Below are 17,186 nucleotides of genomic sequence, written 5' to 3' on the forward strand. Positions count from 1 at the left end.
TTTGTTCAGCGATCTCCATATGTAGGTTCGGTCACAGCCTTCTGAATCATCTACATATTGGCAATAATAATCAGAGCACCAATGATAACGATCAAACCTCCAACGCTGGCTGCTGTCCATATGATGGCTTTGCGATTAACCTCTTCTTTTTTTTGCTGCAATGCAGGTGGTTTACGTTTCTGAGCCATGACTTTTTTCCTCCTTATTAGGTATCGAACTGGTATTGAGTAACCATGCTTTCATTGTAAAGAATTCAGCCCGCTATTTCCAGTAGGTGGGTTGATTTCTTATGTATAGATCATCTGATTTGAATTTTGTTTGTCTATGCGCAAATGACTTTCTTTTTGAGGAAGAAAAGGCTAGACTTGTGAGTAGAGTTTTTTACATATAAGAGACGGGGATTGGCCATATGGCGTACCGAACCAGAACGGAGTGAATGATTTGTTATACAAAAGTCTTGCTAAACCTTTATTGTTCAAAATGGACCCTGAACAGGCCCATCATCTGATTATTGGTGGCCTTAGTGGTGTAGGCAGCGTTCGTCCAGTTCCGTCTGGACTGCGTGTCATGTACGGCGTGCGTGAAACCCCGGATCTGGCTGTGGACATGTTTGGTTGTCATTTTCCTACACCGGTTGGTCTAGCAGCAGGTTTGGATAAAAACGGACAGGCCGTAACTGGATTTTCCTCGATCGGGTTCGGTTTTATGGAAGTGGGAACGGTGACGCCGCTCGCTCAGTCTGGCAATGATCAGCCGCGTCTGTTCCGTTTGCCGCCAGATGAGGCGCTGGTGAACCGGATGGGTTTCAACAATCTGGGTGCAGAAGCGATGGCAGGCGAGCTTGCACGTCTTCAGGAACGGCGTATCCCTGTAGCGGTGAATATCGGTAAAAACAAAGTTACTCCGAATGAGGAAGCTCATCTGGATTATGCAAAATGCATACAGGCGTTATATACTTATGCAGATCTGTTTGTGGTTAATATTAGTTCACCAAATACACCGGATTTGCGTAATCTGCAACATGGGAATGAATTGAAAGAATTGCTCGCTGCGGTCATGGAAGAGATGAATCGTCAACAGGCCAAAGCTGGCGGAACAGCCAAATCTGTGCTTGTCAAAATAGCGCCTGACGTGAATGATCAGGAACTTGAATATATGGTCAGTACTATTGCAGCGAGTGGGGTGTCGGGTATTATTGCTACAAATACAACGATTAGCCGTGAAGGTCTCTCGCATCAGCATGCGAAGGAAACGGGCGGGCTCAGTGGCAAGCCGCTCCGTGAACGTTCAACGGAAATCATTCGTCAGGTGTACAGACAGACCGAAGGCAAGCTTCCGATCATCGGCTCAGGTGGTATTTTTACAAGTGAGGATGCTTATGAAAAAATTAAAGCCGGGGCAAGTCTGGTGGAAATCTATACTGCGTTGATCTATGAAGGGCCAGAAGTGAATCGCCGGATTCACGCCGGATTACGCGAATTGCTCCGTAAGGACGGTTATCATCATATATCAGAGGCGGTTGGTGCAGACCACCGTTAAGAAGCTATGGAAACCCCAGAACACGAATTATAGAAGCGAGGAAGAGTAGAACATGGATCGGGACTCTTCCCCCCGGCAAACATCATGTATAATGGATAAGAACAGGGGATGCTATAGAGACAGGAGGCTTAACCATGGACGGTAGAGACTGGGGTACATTTTTACTTCCTTATGAACAAGCGGTAGAGGAATTGAAGGTCAAATTCAAGACGATGCGGGCAGAATTGAAAAAGCGGGAAGAATATGCCCCGATTGAATTCGTTACTGGCCGTGTCAAGAAAATCTCCAGCATTCTGGAAAAATCAAGACGTCTGAATGTAGCACTGGATGATGTGGAGACAGGGATAGAGGATATAGCTGGGATTCGAATTATGTGCCAGTTCGTGGATGATATTCGGCGGGTGGCTGAATACATCAGGGCTCGGAAAGACTTAACGGTATTGATTGAAAAAGATTATATAACCAACTTCAAAGAAAGCGGTTATCGCAGTTTTCATATGATCATTGAGTATCCTGTACAAACAGCCTTGGGGCAGAAAAAAGTACTTGCCGAAATTCAGATTCGGACGCTTGCCATGAATTTTTGGGCAACGATTGAACACTCTTTGAGCTATAAATACCGGGAAAGTCTGCCAGAAGATATGCGAGCAAGACTGAAGAAAACGGCAGAAGCTGCTTTTGTTCTGGATAACGAGATGTCAGCGATTCGTTTACAAATTCTTGAAGCGCAGAAGGCATTCGAGGATGACTCCAATATCGTATCAAGAACGCTGAGCATCATTCAACAATTGTATTTCTATCATCTGGTTCATGAAGCGATTGAAGCACAAAGAAGATTTAATGACTGCTGGGAACGGAATGATATGGATGGGCTCAAAGTGCTGCTGGATGATGTGAAGGAACTTCTGAACAACGCCAGAAAGGGCGAAAATCCAGATGAGCAGTTATGAACCGCTCTACATTGATTATCTGATTTATTTCAATCGGGATCAGGACTATTTCGAATGTCATGAAGTGCTTGAGGAGCTGTGGCTGGAACGTAATCACGATCCACTATACAAAGGTCTTTTGCAAATCGCGGTAGGGCTGTATCATTACAGAAACGGTAATCTTCGCGGTGGACGAATGATGCTGCAGAGTTCACTAGAGTTGCTGGAAGCATATCCAGACATTAGTCTCGGTATCCAGCTTGGAGCTCTGAAGGCAGACGTTCGTAACCTTGTGAGAGAGTTACAGGAAAACAAACCTGAAACACTTGAGTATCGTGATCTGTCTATCCTTATTGAGGATAAGGCGCTTGTGAAGCAGATACAGACCAGGTCGCTAGAGCTGAAACCTAATGTTCCGCAGCGGCGAAGTCCAACCCGAGGACGAATTTACGAAGAGAAAATGAAGGCGCTACAGCAAGCGGAGTTAAACGAGCACAACGAGAACGCTAATCATCATGCAAATAATTAGGATTATATATCCTATGTCTTGTATAACAAGACACCCCGACAATTCCGGTGAAGGAATTGTCGGGGTGTTTTTATTTATTGAATTTAGTTTTCCCTAGAGTTCATTCAAGTTAGCTTTTACTTGGGGCAGCATTTCCTTTATACTTTTCGAAAAATTGCTTGTAGTCATCCAGCGAATAACCGTTGTCGCTTCCGTTCTCTTTCAGGCCACCGACCATGCGGTCTTTCTCAACGCCATCTTGATAATAGACGAGTGTAGGTGTGAATTCAATATTGTAATCGGTCCAACCCTCTTCAAACTCACGTAGATTAAATTGTGGAAGCTTGATTCCTTCACTGTCCACGAGCGGCATTAATTGCGGTGTCGTTGCACGGCAGTGTGAGCAGTCTGAAGCAAAGAAATAAACAAAAAAGCTATCCTTGTTATCGATTCTAGCTTTCAGATCAGCCGGCAGAATGATTTGTTGATAGTTGGGATCTTTGAGCAACTCTCTTGTTGCGGGATTAAGCTTGGAAGCTGCAATGCCATAAGCGTTCTCTACAGTATCCATCTGTTTCTTGGATTGTTGGTTCACGAGGACCAGCGCAGCAATCATGACGACTAGTATGCCGAGGAAGATAAGGATTGTGGCGCTTTTCTTTTTCTTCTTGGAATTCATTGTTCATCCCCCATTATTCATATCGAGATAAAATTGCAACAAAAATGCAGGCTGGGATAATATGCATAAACAACCGGATTTTTGCTGATAAAACAATCTATTAGCATTATACTACATTACACGCTGTAGTGGAATACACATGATAGGATAGGCAAGCAAAATCAGGATATGATAACATAGAGCAATATGTCATTTTAACAGGATAGGATGAGTGGAACTATGGCCGTACAGCTGCCTTTGGGCTTTGCAGAGCGAATGCAACGTTTGCTTGGCGATGAATTTGAATCTTTTATGAAATCGTATGAACAATCCCCGCATGCCGGGCTCCGCGTAAACACGCTTAAAATATCAATGGACCAATTTAAAGAGATTGCTCCGTTTGACTTAAGACCTATTCCATGGTGCGAAACGGGTTTTTACGTGCCTCATGGGGTGAAGCCTGGCCTGCATCCTTATTACCACGCGGGTCTCTATTATATTCAGGAACCGAGTGCAATGGCTCCCGTGGAGCTGTTGAATGTAAAGCCTGGAGATCACGTCCTTGATTTGTGTGCTGCTCCTGGAGGTAAATCCACGCAGATTGCTGCCAAGCTGCAAGGTAATGGAGTACTGGTCACGAATGATATTCATGCGGAGCGAACGAAAGCATTGGCAAAAAACGTAGAATTATACGGCATAAGGAATGCCGTTGTACTGAATGAGTCACCCGAACACATCGCGGCTGCGTTTCCTCATTATTTTGATAAAGTATTGATTGATGCGCCCTGCTCAGGGGAAGGTATGTTTCGCAAGGATGAAGACATGGTGAAATCCTGGGAACATCATTCAGTGGAGAGATGTGTGCTGATGCAACGTGATATTCTGGATACGGCAGCGCGGTTACTTGCACCGGGAGGTACGATTGTTTATTCGACTTGTACTTTTGCACCGGAAGAAAACGAAGCGATGATTGCCGAGTTTCTGAAAATGAATCATGACTTCTCAGTTGTTGATATTCCTGACAGCGCTGGATTTGGACCAGGACGCCCGGATTGGGTGCGCGAGATGCTACCAGAGCAGGCAGCTGAGACAGAAGAAGTACTGGATCAGACGCGCGGCACCGCCCGATTATGGCCTCACATGTTAGAAGGAGAAGGACATTATGTTGCTGTGTTAAAACACATTGAGAGTGGCAGGAGACGTTCAGAAGAACTTATTGATGAGTTCAATGGAAAGTCAGGTAAAGAGCTGTATGAAGAAAGACAGGATGTCGGACAACGTGTACATGAGTCCGAATTGTTGCATGACCCAAGTGAGGATCGTTCCTTTTTACGATCGGCTTCGCTTCCTATGACCAAAGCCGATCGTAAAAAGGAACGTTTGTTACGGGTTGAATCCAGAGAAAGCAACGACAAAAGTACACGAGGCGGTAAACACACTGCGAAACCAGGCAAGAAAGGGAAAGAGGCTGGTGGTCGCAAGTCTGAGCGAGGGCAAGGACGAGGTGCGGATTCCAGCTCCGTTGATCCATTAGCGGTCTACACTCAGTTTGTACATGAAAATTTGGAGCTGCCGCTTGAAGGTGAAACGGTATGTTACGGGGATCGTGTATATCAGTCGGCGGTAGGTGCCGCTCGTTTGCAGGGACTGAAAGTGATTCGCCCCGGATGGTTTATGGGAACGGTTAAAAATGGACGATTCGTGCCTTCCCATCCGCTTGCATGCGCTTTGCGTGCATCGGAGGCGCGTCGAAGTGTAAATCTTTCTTCTGTTGATGGAGAAGCAGTGAGGTACTTGAAAGGGGAAACGCTGAACATCGAGCAGGAAAGGGTCAATGTTCAGGAAGCAACAGTAACCAAGGGTTACGTGCTTGTATGTGTGGATGGATATGCTGCGGGTTGGGGCAAATGGTTAGACGGTGTATTGAAGAATGAATACCCTGCAGGCTGGAGGTGGACATCGGTATGAGTGGAAAAGGTAAACAAACGCAGCGCTTAGACAAAATATTGAGTCATATGGGTATAGGTACACGCAGCGAGCTTAAAAAATTGGTGAAGCAGGGACGTATTCATGTGGATGGCAAAGTGGTAAAGGACAGCGGCATTCAGGTTGATCCGGCAATAAACATCATTGAAGCGGATGGCGAGCGGATTGTATACCGGGAAATGATCTATCTGATGCTTCACAAACCGCCGGGTGTTGTATCTGCGACGGAAGATGCTCGGGATAAAACGGTGCTGGATCTGTTACGCAAAGAAGATCGTGTTTTTCAACCATTCCCGGTAGGGAGGCTGGACAAAGATACGGAGGGACTTCTTATTTTGACAAATGATGGCCCTCTTGCCCATGATCTGTTATCCCCTCGAAAACATGTACCCAAAACATACGAGGCACGGGTGCTCGGGAAAGTGGATGAAGAGGATGTGCAGCGTTTTGCAGCTGGCGTTCAACTTGATGACGGGTATGAGACCATGCCGGCGGAGCTGACTGTGCTGGGATATGAAGAAACAGATGAAGGCATCGTATCGCTTATTTCGCTAATTATCCATGAAGGGAAGTTTCATCAGGTTAAACGTATGTTCCAGGCAGTGGACAAACGTGTCATCTACCTGAAACGTGTGGCCATGGGAGAATTGAAGCTGGCTTCCGATCTGGCGATCGGGAGTTACCGCGAATTAACTGAAGAAGAGCTGACTTGTTTGCGAAATAACAAAGCAACCAATTAAACACAGATGGGATGAGGAGCATATGACGTACAAATTGATTGCACTGGATGTTGACGGAACTTTATTGAATGATCATCATGAGCTGACCGAATGGACACAAGAAACGTTGATTCAGGCCTCACGCCAAGGGGCGGAGATTGTGCTCTGTTCAGGCCGCGGTCCGGCTAACACGATTCCTTTTATGAAACAGATGGGACTGGATGGGTATGTCATTACGCATAACGGTGCTGTTACTGCACAGGTAGATAACCGGGAAGTCATTCATCAATTTGCTTTGGACACCCAGGGACTGGAACCTATTATGACGTACTGCCGTGAAAATGATGTACATTTTGACATCAATACCGCCTTTGGTCTATATGTGGATCAACCCGAAGGTTTGGAATTACAGGTAAGGCAGATGTATTATAATTTCCTGGCTGAGCCGCTTAAGCTCCCCCGTTGGGCAGATATGACTGAACCTCTCGCTAAATTTACAGCGTTTGGCCCGATCGAGCAGATGGACGCTGTCCAGCGCGAATGGACGTCCTGGAATTTGCCTTATTACATGACACGCAGCGGTGACTTTTTCATTGATTTGATGCATCCCGAAGCTTCAAAAGGAACGGCGCTCAAAAGGCTGGCTGATTCCAAAGGCATTGCGTCTTCTGAGATTATGGCCATCGGTAATTATTTCAATGATATTACGATGCTCACTTTTGCCGGTAAAGGGATTGCGATGGATAATTCTCCTGAAGAGGTGAAAGCAGCCTCTGATGAAGTGACCTTGTCCAACAATGATGAAGGCGTTGCGCACGCCATCCATAAGTATATTCTGTCGGTATAACTTCTTCTGGACTGTTAGCTGATCTATAAAAAAGGGCTCACTGGGCCTGCGAAAATTGCACAGTGCCTCATAAACTACTGTCTCTGGGGACATCCTAGGAGAATACGTTAGTAATGAGGAGGACTGGCAATGATACAGATCGATTTAATGAGAGACCTGCGAACAACCAGTGGCGAAGTGCAGGATATTATGGTGGATGGCCGATATGTGGGCTCACTTTTACTGATATACAGGGAAGGTGAGCGTCTGTTAGGCAGCTTGCAACTGGAACAGGAATTTATAGAAGAGGTTTTGGAACAGCTCATTATAGATAAGGTCCATGCTTATATCCGCGCACTTGGGGATGCGGTGGCGGCATCCTACTATGAAGTGTTGGTGAGCTGTGGCACGTTGCATTCCGTCCTGCAGCCAGCGGACATTAATGAGGAAGTGATATGGTCTTCTGGCGGAACAACAGCATCAGAAGAAGTTCTAGCGTATGACGAGAGCCGTTATGACGATGTATTACCTGACGAGGTGAATATGATTCCTACATCTCGGGATGATTCTTTTACATACGAAGACCGGGAACATCTTCTGGAAATGGAGATGGTCAGTGCCGGGCGTAACCTATCGAGCTATGTGTTCAATGATGTCGAAGGAGAAGAGATGGCAGAAGCTACGCTGAAACAGTATGGAGCTGATGCACAAGGAGAGATTCACTGGTATGACGAACCTGATGAAACTGTGCAGGAAGCTGCGGCAGAGCTGCTTGTACGGGAACTGGATGAGGAGGTCATCGATACGATCACGATCCGGATGTGGCATCAGGGGAACGAATTGCAGACGCTCGAGTGGGTGCACCGTGATTTTTCCGAGGAGTTTGATGAAGAAGAGGACGAAGATGAAGAGGCTGAGCAACCCCTCGAGTCCATCGACGATTTGATCGAGCCGGAAGAAGTGGAAGAAGCAGGTTATGTCATGCTTAAGAACAGAGATCGGGAGTTCAGAATTTATGATCTATTCGTGCAGGAACGCGGAGGTCTCCCGGTCGGTACGGCAACCATTGATACGTCACATTCAGATCTGACAGGTTATATGGATTATGATGTGCCTGGTACCAGTGCACAGCGGAAAACATTGGTGGAAGTGCTGATGCGGGAGCTGAACAAAGAGATCGAATTTGACTCCTTGCATCTCACCATGCTGTACCGTAATCAGATTATAGATGAAGCCAGATTGGAAGGGTAAGAGGCGAAAGCCTTTTATCCTTTTTTTGAACATTTTTTAATTGATTTTGACGAAAAAAAATTTTCCCGTTATTATTACGACTAGTTCTTTTAATTAATGCAATTGCGATGGTATCGAATGGGAGGACTTTTGGATTTGGACGTAGTCCAAACCAAGGGAAGCGAGCGGTCGAAACTGGAGCATATAGGAGGGGCATAATGACGCACTCATTTACAATTCGCAACCAATATATTAATGATGGGTTTCAAGCTGTTCAAGCACAGCCAGAGGACACGGAAGAGGTACTCTCAGTGCTTGTGGAGACAGCATCTTGGCTGAAAAGTCAAAATTCTTCCCAATGGAATGCATTGCTTCAAGGGCAAGATTCCCATGATACACCTTCTGCAATACAGCGAGGCGATGTTTTTGTGTTCAAAAAAGAGGCAGAGATCGCAGGAATGGTCATTCTCATGCAGAAGCCAAGTCCGTGGGATATCAAGTTATGGGGAGATCAGGCCCATGCGGAAGATGAAGCACTCTATCTGCATCGGCTCGCGATTCGGAGAAAATATGCACGAACGGGTCTGGGAAAGTCCATATTACAATGGTCGACCAGCGGCATACAATTTAAAGAAAAATCGCTCATACGACTTGATTGCGGCGCTGACAACGTAACGTTAAATTCTTTTTATGCAGGAAATGGATTCCGTTATGCAGGGGGGCATGATGGATTCAGCATTTATGAGAAAATGATTGAGTTGTAAGAGGGGTTCCGTGACAAACTGTTGAGAAAATGATAAAAAAAGCCGGAAGCTATCAAGCTTATCCGGCTGTATTTGTCTGAACGACTTATTCCGTAGTCGAGAACAAAACTGTAAATATAAGCTTCTGTACGGAAAGAAGACAGAATATGTTGTATATACGAATCAACATTTTAGTAGTTAAAACGGTGGATGTTCATGCTTTTCTATGTCATAATAAACATTAATGTTATGCAATAAAATGCATGAAAATACACTTTTCGTGCGAAGAACGGAGTTGGAGGCTTAAGAGCCGGTTTACTGAACGTATGTTCTAATATATCATAAACGAATATGGAAAAGAGAAATGAAGTGGAAAGGGGGATAATAACGTTGAAATTACTACAGGCTCTATTCTTTCCTCCGGAGCAGCCCGGAGGTGTATCCTCTATGATTCCTTATATGCAGGAGAGGTTCGCAAGTCCGAGGTGGGAAATGGATCTGTTCTCATTGCCTAAGCGGATTCGTAACAAAGGGCGAGAGGAAGTGCAATTTGAAACATTTGACTGGACCATCTATCAGGATAGTCCTGTAGTGCAAAAGTACATTCAAACGTATCGTGACTATCTATGGTGGACCAGGCTTCGTATTCAGAAGTCCTATGATCTGATTCATGCTCATCATCCTATTGCAGGGCTTGCCATGAAATCTGTGTTTCCTGAGATTCCCCTTATTCAGACGATTCACTCCAGTTACGAAAGAGAGCTTATCCTGAATGGTCGTATCGAGCCGAATGGGCTGGAGCATCAATTCCTGCAGGCCATCTATGGAGAGCTTGAGCATCGTGCAGAACGTCTGTTAACGGTATCAGATTCATTTCGCCAATATTTGAGCCCATATGTGAAACATCCAAGCCGCATTGGAATTATACCGAATGGTTTTGATGAGAAACGCTTCAAGCCGATCCCTCATGATAATGCGGTACCCCAATTGGTTACGGTTTGCCGTCTTGTCCCGGCCAAAGGACTGGATATTTTGTTTAAAGCCTGTGCCGAACTGAAGGATAGAGGACATGATTACGTGCTCCACATTATTGGAGATGGTCCGATTCGTCCTGATCTTGAAGAGCTAGCGCAGCGCCTGGGAATCTATAATGAGACGATTTTTTATGGATATACACTGCATCCTGAAGAGTTTATGCCGTTCTTTGATGTGTTTGTACTGCCATCACGTGCAGAAGCCTTTGGTTCAGTATTCGCTGAAGCGGCGCTAAGCTGCCTGGCTCTTGTAGGTACGGATGTGGGGGGGATACCTGAACAGATCGAGGATGGAGTGAACGGACTGCTTGTGCCGCCTGAAGATCCACCTGCCTTGGCCGATGCGTTGGAAAAGGTCATGCTGGACCCGGCATATCGCTACGAGCTGGCCCGTTCTGCTTGTGAAAAAGCCAAAACCATGTACTCGCTGGGAAGATCGGTGAATGATTTGAAAAAAATGTATTTGCAATTCCAGCCATAAAACTGGGAAAGCGAACGTATGAACAAGCCGCTGTAATGATACAGCGGCTTTTGTGTATTTAATGAATTTTTACAACAGCCAATCCTCCGGATTACTTGCTAATTCTTGCACAGAGTTCATAAACAATGCTGCATGGTAACCATCACAAACAGAGTGATGAACTTGTAGAGTTAATGGCAAATAAATGGAGTTGTCTTTATGGATGAATCCCCCTGCTGTAATAATGGGCAGAAGGTAGTGACTATTGTTATTTATATTTAAATTAAATCCAGTAAATGATGTCCATGGGATCATAGAAAGAGAAAATATATTTTCAGGTATAGGTACTTTGGGAAACAACTTCCCTAAACTTTTATACGTTTCGACATCGGAAATATAAGCATGATGGAACGCGTTGAAATCTTTGGTGACGCTAGTCCAAATGGCAGAGAAAGATTCAGTCCCTTGATCAAAAATGGTATAAAGTGGTTCCAACGTATCCCAATAACCTAAATCTCCATCATCATTGTAACCCGTTCTAAACGCACGGTGAGAATGGATCACAGTCGTGACTAAGAAGATAAACGCAGGATAGAATCTGTATTCTTTTTGTTTAGTGAGCTGATATAAGATGCTGACATCGATTTCGCTCGTTAGACTAAAAGACGTATTTTGATTCATATAGTGATGGAAAATCTCTGTTCTGTTCCAATGGTTAAAATCAATCTTATTAAAATTCATTAGATGTGCCTCCTAAATTGTTGTATAAAACCAATTGAATTTAGGAGGCTAACTTGTCTGCTTTTTTCATAAGGACCAGTCCTTCATTAAATTAATATTCATATGATATTGTAACACAACAACCCCACTTAATAGGTTTCAAGACGCGTCCTAAAACGAAACGTTAATTGAATGACTAAGAGCAGCGCATTTCAGGCATGGCCTAATATGCGTTACCCCTAGTTATGAGGAGTCTATTATATGTTATTCCGCCCCCGAAATGTGCCCCAGCGATTGATTAAGAGTTTAACCGCCCAAAAGAGTGCCATACATCCGAAAATGGGATAAAGAACGGAAAGAAGGGAGCTGAAGCCAAACTGGCTGAACGAGTAACACAACATCATGATAATCAGTGTAATTAACCGGGGATGAACATCGACATGTTGTCGAAGCTGCAAAGTCATGCCGTAGATGTCGGCAACGAACGTTGTGAATATTTCCATGAAAATGAGTGTGACATATACAGACTGTACTATCCATCCTAGTTGAAAAGCGATACTTCCCATCGGGATTTCAAACTGTATGATGCCTGGCATCTGGGCCGACATGGCAAAATGGGCTGCCATCAGCATAAAACCTACGCCAATCCCGCCTAGAATTCCGCCCCATTTTAATGTATTACGATGACGAATCTGATTGCCTACAGGTACAAGTACCGCTTGAGCGAGCGCAAGGTTAAATGCGGTGTAAAGTAATGGGGAAATCCATACCTGAAACGGATTGCTGTCTGTTGTCAGTGTGACAAAACGAAAAACACCGGGATGATGGAGTGTACTGAAAATCATAAGCAGGGACAACAGAAGCATCATGGGCACCACAATACTGTTCATTTGCAGAATGGCCTGCATTCCGCGTCCCAGAAGAAGATAGGTACCGATCAAAGTGATGATCAAACCTGTTTGGTAATGTAAACCCAGATGTTCCATAAAAACAGAACCTGCTCCGGCGAGCATGACGCTGTTTACACCGATCAGAACAATAAGAGTGACCCATGTGATCCATTTGCCAGCTTTATGGCCAAACAGATGTTTGTTAAGATCCTCATAGGAACGCGAACGGGTATCATGAGCAATAAGCATCATTTTGGTTCCGAGCCAGACAAAGAGCATGGTGGACAAAGCAATGGTGATTGTGGCCCACTTGCCATACTGGGTAAAAAACTGCAATATTTCCTGTCCTGTAGCAAAGCCGGCCCCGACAACAGTTCCGATGTATGTGAAAGCAATCTGCAGCACCCGGAATACCTGTTTCATGTGTTTCCCCTTTCAGGTCCCGGGATTGTTGGACATGCGGGTACCATAGTACAAGTTATGCTTGACCGATGAAAGTCATGACTGCAGGATCGGCTAACGAGTCTGAATTTTCGGGTTCTATGGACTTGTGGTTGATTTCGCTTGAACTTGTAGCTGGATATATGATACTTTAAACCTCATAGGATAGGCTTGGGAGGTCAAATCATGGACGTATTAAAACAACGAATTTTACAAGAAGGTGTCGTCATTTCCGATCAGGTATTGAAGCTGGATGGTCTACTGAACCATCAGATTGATCCTGCATTAACGATGGAGATGGGACGGGAATTTGCTTCACGTTTTCGCGAGAGTGGAGTGACGCGGGTGATTACGGTTGAATCCTCAGGGATTCCGGTTGCTTTTGCCGCAGCACACGAACTCGGGGTGCCTCTGGTATTTGCCCGCCGCAAAAAAACGCTTCTGGCCGATCCTGATGCCTACTGCGAACGTGTACCATCCTTTACGAAAGGGATCGTAACGGATATCATGGTATCTCGCGAATTCATTCATGAGAATGACCGCATTTTGTTCATTGATGATATTATTGCGAACGGAGACGCTGCGCGCGGTGTCATCAAAATTATTGAGCGTTCCGGCGCAGAACTTGTGGGATTTGGCGTGGTGGTCGAGAAGTGCTTCCAGGCTGGTGCCCGCACGATCCGGGAGCAAGGGATTCCAGTGGAGGCTCTTGTCCGCATTCGTTCACTGAACCATGGCACCGTGCAATTCGACGATAATGAAATATGACATTTTGAAGGAAATAGGGCCTAAATTTTGAACTATGACTTTGCATGGACGCCGATTTCCTTTATAATGGGGTTATGTTAGGGAGAGGAGGCAACACCATGGGGAACCAACCGGCAACAGACCAATTTTTTATTGATAAGCTGGCGGAATCGAAAGTTCATTTTGAACGTGCCCTGGATTGTAAACATACGGAATTCGATGACCTTTATCCCTATATGATTGAACATCCTCAATTTTTCTGGTACAAACGCTATGTTGCCTGGTCAGAATTACTGACGATAGTAGGCTTGTGTGAAGAGTTGTCCTTCTCTTGGAAAGAACAATTTACACCGCACCAAGTGGAGTACCTTGAAGAACGTGTGATGTCCGCCAAAGTGCTTGATTTTTGGTTCGAGAAGAACGACAGCAAAGAGCACGCGCAGCGGTAACTCTCAGTCGGGACATTTTTTTCGAATGACATGACAGTCCAATACAGTCACGTGAGACCTAAATGATCTTTCATTTAGGTCTCTTTTTGTAAGAAATTTGAATATAGGAGTCTAAATATGATTAGTGATACAGAGTTGGATGCCCTGCGATTATCAGGGGAAAAGGTAAGAGTAGTGCGCGATGAGCTTGAGTCTAACGATGTAACGGGCATCGTGGTAGCTTGGGATGACGAACAAGTGCTGATTCGCAGGCAGAATCGCCGTGTGGTGAAGCTGGATCGGTCATACCGTTATCAGCTGTTCAGTGAGCCGCGTCAAAGTGCCCTCAGTGAATAAATAGCATGAGTGCTTATTCAAAGGCGTATTCATTTTTCAAAGGATTCACCAAAGCGTATTCTTCAAACCAAATGTTTGGATTTACCATCGAGACTTGGCATATTTGTGACTCATGCGAGAGAAGATAAATACAGTGAGTGGAAAAAATCGCTGTATTTACAGCCGAGAGGGTGTGCTTAAAGCTATGACATTGATGAATGATAAAGTTCATGCTTATAAGGATCAGATTGGCGCATTGAGCGATGTTCTCCCGGATGTGGTGAAATCATATCATGAGTTTACAGGAGAATGCTTCCAGCCTGGTGTGCTTGATGCCAAAACGAAGCAGTTAATTGCATTAGGTATTGGATTGTTCGCTAATAACGAAGTTTGCACGTTTTATCATGTTGAGGAAGCTCGGTCCAAAGGTGCAACTGATCAGGAGATTATGGAGACCGTGGCTGTCGCTGGAGCAGTAGGAGGCGGACATGCCTTGTCACAGGGAGCCATGCGTGTTCAGAAGGCGTTGCATTAGAATCTGAATTTTCACATCGAAAAGGAGGTCCCCGATTAGAGAGGGACCTCCTTTTTATGGTTAATGCATATGTCGAAGGGGAATGGACTACTTAGATGTCTGCTTAGATTTTACCTAACATTTTATTATACATAAATTGTCCTGTCACCCGTCTTGCTGTTACATAACGATCATTGAAATAAGGGTTGGACAACTTGGTGATGCTGACACCTTTACTGCTTGAAGCATGCGCGAATTGACCTCCACCAATGTATACTCCTGTATGGGAGATGCCTTTGCCGGTTGTGTTGAAGAAGACCAAATCTCCTGTACGAATGCTTGCTTTGGAGACAGGTGTGCCGGCTTTTGCTTGTTGCTGCGACGTTCGTGGCAATTCAATGCTGTATTTGTTAAAAAGATATCTCATAAACCCGGAACAATCGAAGCCAGCCATGGTTGTGCCGCCCCATTTATACGGGATGCCTGTCATATTGTTAACCACCGTATTAATTGTGCTTGCCTCTGTGCTTGTTGCCCCGGATGTAAATAGTACTGCAGCTCCAAAAATGGAAATAATCAGTTTTTTCAAAATCAATGTTCTCCCTTCGATGCCTACGGAGTTAGCTAAGGGTTCGGTAGAAGGTTCCCTATATTTCCTATGTATAAGAATAATTCACCCAAAATGGTTCCCCCGTTTTCAATCCTGAAACTCGGCAAATGAATAATTAAGTTTTTGTAACTATTTGAAACTATATTGCATAAATGCGTAATTGTCAAACCGGTTTAAAACACTTCATTTAGCCTCAATGTTAGCGGAATTATCATTTTTCGTCATAATAATGTTTAAAAGAGGGGTCTAAAGATTACAAAAAAGTCATTAATGTTTCATCAGAGAGAGAACTGGATAATAAACAAGTTTGTCAAGAGCTAAAAGAGTTATTCCTATATGTTAAATTAAAGAGAATTTTTGCGTGTTGTTGCATATATTGACAAAAGTTTATTTATTGCATATCATACATTTAATACATACAAAATTTGTATTTAAATTGTTTTCATTGGGATTTGTTTGGTTGAGTAATCAAATTTGTGAATTGGGGAGTGTGTTGTCTTGTGAAGGCAAAAAGATTAGTAACATTTGTACTGGCGTGTTCTATGGTATTCTCCGTAGCAGGAATGGCTGTCCTTCCTGTACCAACTGTATCGGCAGCTGATGCTTCCGGTACAACAGCGAGTCTATCCGATATTTTAAAAAATCAGCGACCGGATGGAGGCTGGAGAAAAGATTACAGTCAGACGTCAGGTGAATGGGCCAAATCGACGATCGATAACAAAGCTACATACTCGGAAATCAGAAGACTAGCAAGTGAGTTCAAAAAAACAAATGACCCGCGATATTCGGCTGCAGCGATCAAAGGCATCAACTTTTTGCTTAATATGCAGTACTCTAATGGTGGTTGGCCGCAAGTCTATCAAAGCTCCGGCTATCATAAACATATAACCTATAATGATGATGCAATGATTAATGTATTGTACTTGCTCGATGAAGTCGCAGGACGTAAGGGGAACTTTTCCTTTATCGACAGTTCTCTAGCAAATCGCAGTAAAAATGCCGTTTCCAAAGGAGTGGATGCCATCCTAAATACCCAGGTGGTATCGGGTGGGAAGTTAACGGCTTGGGGACAACAGCATGATTCCAGTTCATTAAGACCAGCCGGGGGCAGAATCTATGAAGTGCCTTCATTAACGGCAGGTGAGAGCGTAAACATTGTGAAGTTTCTGAAAACGAGACCAGCTAATTCAAGAATCACTGCATCCATCAAAGGTGCCGAAGCCTGGTTTAACAAAGTAAAAATTACAGGATATCGGTATGAGAGAGCGAATGGGGATAGCCGAATCATTGCTGATTCCAGTGCATCACCGATCTGGGCCCGTTTCTATGAACTCGGTACGGACAAACCGATCTTTGTGGGACGTGATGGCGTTGTGAAATATAAGCTAAGCGACATTGAAAAGGAAAGAAGAGGCGGTTATGCATGGTACGGCAACTGGCCGTCCAAGCTGTAGAACATTCATTTAACTGGACCTTCTAAGTAAGCCCACTGCTAACTGAAATATAAGCTTAATCTGAAGCAAGCCTGATAAGTGCGAATCGGATACATATCGGATTCGCACTTATTCGGTGATGAATAGATGTGTATGTTGACATGTTAAACTGCGCGTGGTATATTATTTCTTGTCGCCGATAATAATTGGAAAGACACAATATATGCGGTCGTGGCGGAATTGGCAGACGCGCACGGTTCAGGTCCGTGTGGGCTAACCCCCCGTGGAGGTTCGAGTCCTCTCGACCGCATAAGATAGAAAAGACCCCTTAGGCTTCTGCCTAAGGGGTCTTTTCTATCTTATGCTACAAGGACAATCAACAATCTTTAATTACAGTACTGGGCTCAGACGAACAAAGAAAATTAGGTTTTCTGC

The 17,186-nt window shown here is 44.5% G+C and carries 19 protein-coding genes, 1 tRNA gene and 1 riboswitch; of the genes, 15 read left to right on the plus strand and 5 right to left on the minus strand.

The features are described 5' to 3' along the window. Positions 1-50: 50 nt before the first annotated feature. A complete protein-coding gene (locus AC1VYS_RS10365; RefSeq protein ID WP_192895092.1) occupies positions 51-188 on the minus strand; it encodes a hypothetical protein in 138 nt (45 codons plus the stop codon). A gap of 253 nt (positions 189-441) precedes the next feature. Here AC1VYS_RS10365 and AC1VYS_RS10370 point away from each other — a divergent pair, with 253 nt between their 5' ends. The 3 genes from AC1VYS_RS10370 (at position 442) to AC1VYS_RS10380 (ending at position 2,997) form a co-directional block, all read left to right on the plus strand. Next, entirely contained in the window at positions 442-1,539 is a 1,098-nt protein-coding gene (locus AC1VYS_RS10370) for a quinone-dependent dihydroorotate dehydrogenase (protein WP_482914959.1), read from the plus strand. A 134-nt stretch (positions 1,540-1,673) separates the two neighbouring features. After that, entirely contained in the window at positions 1,674-2,489 is an 816-nt protein-coding gene (yjbM, locus tag AC1VYS_RS10375; protein ID WP_482914165.1) for a GTP diphosphokinase, read from the plus strand. Continuing rightward, positions 2,476-2,997 (plus strand): DUF309 domain-containing protein, encoded by a 522-nt coding sequence (locus AC1VYS_RS10380; RefSeq protein WP_482914166.1) that lies wholly within the window; start codon positions 2,476-2,478, stop codon positions 2,995-2,997. Before yjbM ends, AC1VYS_RS10380 begins: the two co-directional genes overlap by 14 nt. Before the next feature lie 109 nt (positions 2,998-3,106). Here the strand turns inward: AC1VYS_RS10380 and AC1VYS_RS10385 are convergent, their stop codons facing one another. After that, positions 3,107-3,655 carry a thioredoxin family protein gene (locus AC1VYS_RS10385; RefSeq protein ID WP_482914167.1) on the minus strand — a complete coding sequence of 183 codons (549 nt, stop codon included), beginning with the start codon at positions 3,653-3,655 and terminating at the stop codon, positions 3,107-3,109. 219 nt (positions 3,656-3,874) lie between these two features. On the opposite strand from AC1VYS_RS10385, the gene AC1VYS_RS10390 reads away from it, so the two are divergent. From AC1VYS_RS10390 to AC1VYS_RS10415, 6 genes are all read left to right on the plus strand, one after another. Beyond that, on the plus strand, positions 3,875-5,602 hold the full coding sequence (locus AC1VYS_RS10390) for an RsmB/NOP family class I SAM-dependent RNA methyltransferase (protein ID WP_482914168.1): 1,728 nt from the start codon (positions 3,875-3,877) through the stop codon (positions 5,600-5,602). Continuing rightward, positions 5,599-6,360: a pseudouridine synthase gene (locus AC1VYS_RS10395; protein WP_482914169.1), complete on the plus strand. Its 762-nt coding sequence runs from the start codon at positions 5,599-5,601 to the stop codon at positions 6,358-6,360. Before AC1VYS_RS10390 ends, AC1VYS_RS10395 begins: the two co-directional genes overlap by 4 nt. Positions 6,361-6,382: 22 nt before the next feature. Then, positions 6,383-7,186 carry a Cof-type HAD-IIB family hydrolase gene (locus AC1VYS_RS10400; RefSeq protein ID WP_482914170.1) on the plus strand — a complete coding sequence of 268 codons (804 nt, stop codon included), beginning with the start codon at positions 6,383-6,385 and terminating at the stop codon, positions 7,184-7,186. Between the two features lie 129 nt (positions 7,187-7,315). After that, on the plus strand, positions 7,316-8,416 hold the full coding sequence (locus AC1VYS_RS10405; RefSeq protein ID WP_482914171.1) for a hypothetical protein: 1,101 nt from the start codon (positions 7,316-7,318) through the stop codon (positions 8,414-8,416). 197 nt (positions 8,417-8,613) lie between these two features. After that, the gene (locus AC1VYS_RS10410) at positions 8,614-9,159 is read left to right on the plus strand and encodes a GNAT family N-acetyltransferase (protein ID WP_482914172.1); all 546 of its coding nucleotides are present in this window, start codon (positions 8,614-8,616) and stop codon (positions 9,157-9,159) included. A gap of 369 nt (positions 9,160-9,528) precedes the next feature. Beyond that, the gene (locus AC1VYS_RS10415; protein WP_482914173.1) at positions 9,529-10,653 is read left to right on the plus strand and encodes a glycosyltransferase family 4 protein; all 1,125 of its coding nucleotides are present in this window, start codon (positions 9,529-9,531) and stop codon (positions 10,651-10,653) included. A gap of 69 nt (positions 10,654-10,722) precedes the next feature. Here the strand turns inward: AC1VYS_RS10415 and catA are convergent, their stop codons facing one another. Beyond that, the gene (catA, locus tag AC1VYS_RS10420; protein WP_482914174.1) at positions 10,723-11,373 is read right to left on the minus strand and encodes a type A chloramphenicol O-acetyltransferase; all 651 of its coding nucleotides are present in this window, start codon (positions 11,371-11,373) and stop codon (positions 10,723-10,725) included. Positions 11,374-11,609: 236 nt separating this feature from the next. Next, complete coding sequence (locus AC1VYS_RS10425; protein ID WP_482914175.1) at positions 11,610-12,665, minus strand: YkvI family membrane protein; 1,056 nt, start codon at positions 12,663-12,665, stop codon at positions 11,610-11,612. A 204-nt stretch (positions 12,666-12,869) separates the two neighbouring features. Between AC1VYS_RS10425 and AC1VYS_RS10430 the strand changes: the two genes are divergently transcribed. The 4 genes from AC1VYS_RS10430 to AC1VYS_RS10445 all read left to right on the plus strand — a co-directional run bounded on the left by AC1VYS_RS10430 (position 12,870) and on the right by AC1VYS_RS10445 (position 14,729). After that, positions 12,870-13,451: a xanthine phosphoribosyltransferase gene (locus AC1VYS_RS10430; protein WP_482914176.1), complete on the plus strand. Its 582-nt coding sequence runs from the start codon at positions 12,870-12,872 to the stop codon at positions 13,449-13,451. Positions 13,452-13,549: 98 nt separating this feature from the next. After that, on the plus strand, positions 13,550-13,879 hold the full coding sequence (locus tag AC1VYS_RS10435) for a hypothetical protein (protein ID WP_110893402.1): 330 nt from the start codon (positions 13,550-13,552) through the stop codon (positions 13,877-13,879). Between the two features lie 117 nt (positions 13,880-13,996). After that, positions 13,997-14,215, plus strand: a complete 219-nt coding sequence (locus tag AC1VYS_RS10440; protein WP_441929728.1) for a hypothetical protein — start codon at positions 13,997-13,999, stop codon at positions 14,213-14,215. Positions 14,216-14,399: 184 nt separating this feature from the next. After that, positions 14,400-14,729, plus strand: a complete 330-nt coding sequence (locus tag AC1VYS_RS10445; protein ID WP_090924755.1) for a carboxymuconolactone decarboxylase family protein — start codon at positions 14,400-14,402, stop codon at positions 14,727-14,729. Positions 14,730-14,832: 103 nt separating this feature from the next. On the opposite strand, the gene AC1VYS_RS10450 is transcribed toward AC1VYS_RS10445, so the two are convergent. Further along, complete coding sequence (locus AC1VYS_RS10450; RefSeq protein ID WP_482914177.1) at positions 14,833-15,297, minus strand: C40 family peptidase; 465 nt, start codon at positions 15,295-15,297, stop codon at positions 14,833-14,835. Between the two features lie 5 nt (positions 15,298-15,302). Continuing rightward, positions 15,303-15,434: riboswitch (cyclic di-AMP (ydaO/yuaA leader) on the minus strand. A 384-nt stretch (positions 15,435-15,818) separates the two neighbouring features. On the opposite strand from AC1VYS_RS10450, the gene pelA reads away from it, so the two are divergent. Together pelA and AC1VYS_RS10460 are read left to right on the plus strand one after the other, a co-directional pair. Then, positions 15,819-16,772, plus strand: coding sequence for a pectate lyase (gene pelA, locus AC1VYS_RS10455; RefSeq protein WP_482914178.1), 954 nt, complete (start codon positions 15,819-15,821; stop codon positions 16,770-16,772). Positions 16,773-16,976: 204 nt separating this feature from the next. Then, positions 16,977-17,061, plus strand: a tRNA-Leu gene (locus AC1VYS_RS10460). Positions 17,062-17,186 lie beyond the last annotated feature (125 nt).

It is taken from the genome of Paenibacillus sp. G34 (genome assembly GCF_056856875.1).